The organism is Geitlerinema sp. PCC 9228 (genome assembly GCF_001870905.1).
Lineage (GTDB): Bacteria > Cyanobacteriota > Cyanobacteriia > Cyanobacteriales > PCC-9228 > PCC-9228.
In genome coordinates this window covers 9,542-14,347 of sequence record NZ_LNDC01000028.1, presented here as the reverse complement: position 1 = coordinate 14,347, position 4,806 = coordinate 9,542, and the positions used below count along the sequence as shown (strand labels likewise).

At 40.1% G+C, this 4,806-nt stretch carries 5 protein-coding genes; 1 reads left to right on the top strand and 4 read right to left on the bottom strand.

Annotated features, from left to right (window positions below):
• Window positions 1-238 precede the first annotated feature (238 nt).
• The gene (locus tag AS151_RS22690; RefSeq protein ID WP_071515416.1) at window positions 239-2,671 is read left to right on the top strand and encodes a GUN4 domain-containing protein; all 2,433 of its coding nucleotides are present in this window, start codon (window positions 239-241) and stop codon (window positions 2,669-2,671) included.
• A gap of 240 nt (window positions 2,672-2,911) precedes the next feature.
• Here the strand turns inward: AS151_RS22690 and AS151_RS21860 are convergent, their stop codons facing one another.
• The 4 genes from AS151_RS21860 to AS151_RS21855 all read right to left on the bottom strand — a co-directional run.
• Window positions 2,912-3,052 carry a hypothetical protein gene (locus AS151_RS21860; RefSeq protein WP_170861282.1) on the bottom strand — a complete coding sequence of 47 codons (141 nt, stop codon included), beginning with the start codon at window positions 3,050-3,052 and terminating at the stop codon, window positions 2,912-2,914.
• 104 nt (window positions 3,053-3,156) lie between these two features.
• Window positions 3,157-3,711: a hypothetical protein gene (locus tag AS151_RS02080; RefSeq protein ID WP_071515415.1), complete on the bottom strand. Its 555-nt coding sequence runs from the start codon at window positions 3,709-3,711 to the stop codon at window positions 3,157-3,159.
• A gap of 15 nt (window positions 3,712-3,726) precedes the next feature.
• On the bottom strand, window positions 3,727-4,575 hold the full coding sequence (locus AS151_RS02075) for an AAA family ATPase (protein WP_084639342.1): 849 nt from the start codon (window positions 4,573-4,575) through the stop codon (window positions 3,727-3,729).
• 11 nt (window positions 4,576-4,586) lie between these two features.
• Window positions 4,587-4,806: hypothetical protein (locus tag AS151_RS21855; RefSeq protein WP_170861281.1), on the bottom strand; the 220-nt coding region annotated here is incomplete at its 5' end.

Here is a 4,806-nt window from a genome sequence, read left to right as displayed (position 1 = left end):
TCTATCGCTTTTCCATATTCTAGCCATCTACAGGAGAATTGTCAGATGGTGCGATCGCTTTTTGTCTCGCAGTTTGGTGCCGCGCTCGTTTATAGAAATTTGGAAAACGCGATCGCTTTTGTTTAAAATATCATACATAGAGCATCTAGTGCCAACAGCGACCTGGTAACCACGCCCAAATTATGCTATCGTTTAGCTAAAATTGAGCCAGTTTCATCGGATAGTGGATAGTATCAGTATGAGCCAGTGTCTGAACCCCAACTGCTTGTATAAAAACCCCGATCGTTCCAACTTTTGCCAGCATTGCGGCAGTCAGTTGAAACTACGGTTGCGATATCGAGCTACACGTATTCTGGGGCAGGGCGGTTTTGGCAGAACGTTTTTAGCTGTGGATGAAGACAAACCTTCCCAACCACCTTGCGTTATTAAACAATTTTATCCCCAAGCACAAGGAACCGATAATATTGAAAAAGCAACTCAATTGTTTGCTCGCGAAGCAGAGCAGTTAGAGCGATTAGGCAGGCATCCACAGATTTCGGAACTGCTGGCATATTTTACAGAAGGCGGCAAGCAATATTTGATACAAGAATATATTGACGGTCAGGATTTAGGAAAAATCCTAGAAACGGAAGGCAAATTTACTGCCAAGCAAATTCGGAATGTGTTGGAGCAAATTTTACCCGTTTTAGATTATCTACACCAACATCAAGTTGTCCATCGAGATATCAAACCAGAAAATCTTATTCGTCGCGCCGATGGCAAGCTCATTTTAGTGGATTTTGGTGCTGCCAAGTATTTATCAAATGCTGCCTTATCGGTAACTGGAACCACCATTGGTTCGGCAGGATATGCATCTCCAGAACAAGTATTAGGCAAACCCCAACCTAACAGCGATATCTATAGTTTGGGAGCAACCTGCGTTTGCTTGTTAACTCAAATAGAACCCTTTGATTTGTTTGATGTGACAGAAAATAAGTGGATATGGCGAGATTACTTAGAGACTCCTGTCGAAGAGCCATTGGCAAAAATTTTAGACAAAATGCTGGTTGTGGCTACCAAAAGACGCTATCAGTCAGCTAGTGAAATTTTACAGGATTTGCAACCAATAGCCAGTCAATCGCCAGCACCGAAGCAACATTTTTCTTCGCCAACTTCTTCGCCACAGACAGAACAGCAATCGCTGGCTTCGCCTGTAGCCTCTCATTCTACCTTCAAAGACAAACTTCGTTCTGCCGTTGGTTACGACTATACACAATTACGAGATTTACTGGCTAACGGCAAATGGAAAGAAGCTGACGAAGAAACAGCCAATGCGATTTTAAAAGTTTCCGGAAGGGAAAATGAAGGTTGGTTGCGTCTAGAAGATGTAGAAAAAATTCCTGGTGAAGATTTGCAAACCATAGACCGTTTATGGATCCACTATAGCAACGGACATTTTGGTTTTAGCATTCAAAAACAAATTTATCAAAGTTTAAAAAATCATGAAGCGTCTGATGCCGAGGGTTGGGAAAAACTGGGTGATACAGTTGGCTGGCTGGTGCAAAAAAACGCACCGCAACTGAAAGAAGTTTACCAAAATTTAGGTAGTATTTATACGGGTGAACTCGAACTTTGGGAAACCTTTGGCGATGCCGTTGGCTGGCGAAAATATGGAAAATGGAAGCAATATGGAAAACTCCATTTTGCTTTGGATGGTAATTCACCACGGGGACATCTTCCAGTGGGTGATATCCAAATTATGCATTATGCTAAAAAGCAACAATGGCCGGGAATCAGTATTCCTTCTGTCATACCATTGCCGGCAAAATGGAGAAAACGAGTAGAATTTCTAGAACATTTGTCAATACCAAAAATGCCATCTTCGCCACCGGCAACGCCTGTAGAATCACCACCACCAGACCCAAAATCTACTTCTACATCTTCTTGTCAACCTACCTCCAGTCAAAAACCATCAACAGCAAAGACTATTTTCAATGTAAAACAGCGATCGCTTTCTGCAGTATCTTCTTTATCTAAAATCTTACCGATTTCAAAATCCAATCCCGCACCAATAGAACTGCGTTCTGCAGTTGGCTACGATTATACGCGATTGCAAAATTTGCTAGCTACCGGCAAATGGCAAGAAGCTGACAAAGAAACTGCATATGCTATGTTAAAGGTAGCTCGCCGAAAACAAGAAGAATGGTTGTATCCAGAAGATATCAAGAAGTTTCCCTGTAAAGATTTGCAAACCATCGACCGTTTGTGGACCAACTATAGCAACGGACATTTTGGTTTCAGCATTCAACAACAAATTTACCAAAGTTTAGGTGGTACCGAAGCCAAAAATGTAAAAATTTGGGAAAAGTTCGGCGACGCTGTAACTCGGCTGATGCAAGGAAAACTGCCGAAACGAAAACAAATCGAGCGAAAATTAGATAGTACGAATGCAGTCGAGGTTAGAGTTTGGGAAGAATTTGGCGAGGCTGTTGGCTGGCGAGAGAACGGAGAGTGGAAGAATTACAGCAACTTTTGTTTTGTTGAACTTGAAAGTACGCCACAAGGACATTTACCACTCGGCGATTTACAAATTATACATTACGCAGGAAGTGAAGAAGGTTTAGTTTGGTGTTATATTTTATTATGGGAGCTGAAAGCCACCCTTTTTGGACGTACCGAGATTTGTAGTTGAAGTTTCGATTGGTTGGAAAACATTAGTAGAACTTGGTTCTGCCGTAGGGGAAAATTATCGACTGCGAGATTTGCTGGCTGCAGGATTGTGGCCAACGAATCGTCGGGTTCGTTTTGTAGAGGCGCTTCGCGAAGCGCCTCTACTGGGGAATTCAGAACCCCCAAGACTATCATTATTTTTCAGAAATGGTATGAGTAGCTGAATATAACCAAACGATAGGCATATTCTACGCCAGACATTTCAAACTTTAACCAAAATCTTAAAAAACTGAAACGCGAGTTGCTTTATACTAATATCGATCGCTTGATGGAAAGTTTCGCGAAAGTTGTGGGGAGGAACTCCCACCATCAACGCCTCCTCATCCCGGATATGAATTTCCACATCCCGGCGGCGTTGGGTAAACTTTTCTGCTTGGTGACGGTAGCGAGAGGTGAGAAAGTGAACTGTTTGATTTTGCGAACCCCGCCAGCCGCGATTTTGGAAAATTAACCACTATCGGTTTCATCTCCATATGCTGCTAAACGTATACCAACTTTCAATTCAGAAAGTTTGGGTATTTTTTTAGAAGTTTCATCTTTTGTTGCTGTTTTCCACTGAATGTTTTCGGCAGGAGATAGTCCCAATTCCTGGTTAACTTTCTCTGTATCAACATTAGGGGAATAAACGTAGTGAACTTGAGTTTTTAGGGACCAATATTTTACAACTTCCAAAAATAATTGAACGACTTCATCTACTTCAACAGCAGTATCATCCTTCCATTTTTTATCCACTGCAACTGTAACCTTGCCTGTAGACATCTGTAAGTTATGTTCATCCCAATCAATTTCCATGGACATTTGAGCTCTACAATATTTTTCTTCATCAATCCCATATACATTAATCTTTTTAAGATATTTTTTTTCAATTCCTTGATTGACAATATTTTTTAAACTTTCATCTTCTATATCAGATGTATTACGGAGTGCAATGCGGATCTGCATTTTAAGTAATTCCATTCTAGTGAATGTTTTGGTTGCTGTGAAAGTATTTGTAGAAGCCATTTTTCTGTTCTCCTTTTATTTTTTTAGATGGTTCACCAATTGACCAGAATTCAACAATTCTTTTCCAGCCAGGTAAATGTTTTTATAAATCATATTAGTAGTAAAGTATTTTCCAAATGGAAATTGATATCCTCTGATTAATTGATCTATTACATATCGACCTCCTCCTTGTGTCTGAATACTTTCCCAAAGTAAATCATCTAAAATAATTGAACGAAGATGGGAGAAAAAAGCAATAGAACAATTGGGAAAATCATGGACCAATTGCTGACAATCCTTAGGTTCAAGTTCGGGGAAAATACCCGATACGATTTCGGATTTTTCTTGTACAGTAGGATTCCACTCAAAAGCTTCCATTCTACCAGCTCGAACTAATGGATCGTATAGTTTAGTGAAGTCATTTCCTGTTAAAATAATTGGAATGCGTTCTGTCCTTCTTCCTTCGACAGATGTAGGATAATCTACAAGATGCATTAACTCACCGTAGACCGTTTGGGTATTGATAGTGGTTTGGACTTGTTCTCCCCAGTTGCCTAAACCTGTATCTACATCATTAATTAAAACGGCAGCCGCTTTACTTTCTCCCTTTTGAATGCTTCGACTAGCTGCAATATATTGCTCTCTTACAAGTTTAGCTGGTTCTCCTGCTGTACCACTTTCCAGCTGACCACCCGATATTAAAAATTCTTCAATCCCCATTTCCCGTAAAATACATTCACATTGAAAAGTTTTTCCATATCCAGATGGACCATGGATACCTAAAAGTAGTGGAGCTTGAAAAGGAGGATCGGGAAGTAAATTTTTAACTATATGTAGAGTGACAGCACGCTTAAACCTTTCAGATATATAAATATTATAATTCATACAACTTTTTATCAATCTTCTCCAGAGTTACGTTGGTCAATTCTCTCTTCCATTTCTCGTATTTTTTGTTGGGTCCACCGAGGTTTTTGAGAAGGCGAACCTACATATTCCCAATCTTCAGAATTATGCTGTAATTTTTTAATTAGTTGCCGGAGTTGTTGATTTTGCTGAGCTACTTGTTGGTATTGTTGTAATTGTTGCTGTAAGGAGGTGACCTCCTGCCGGAGTTGT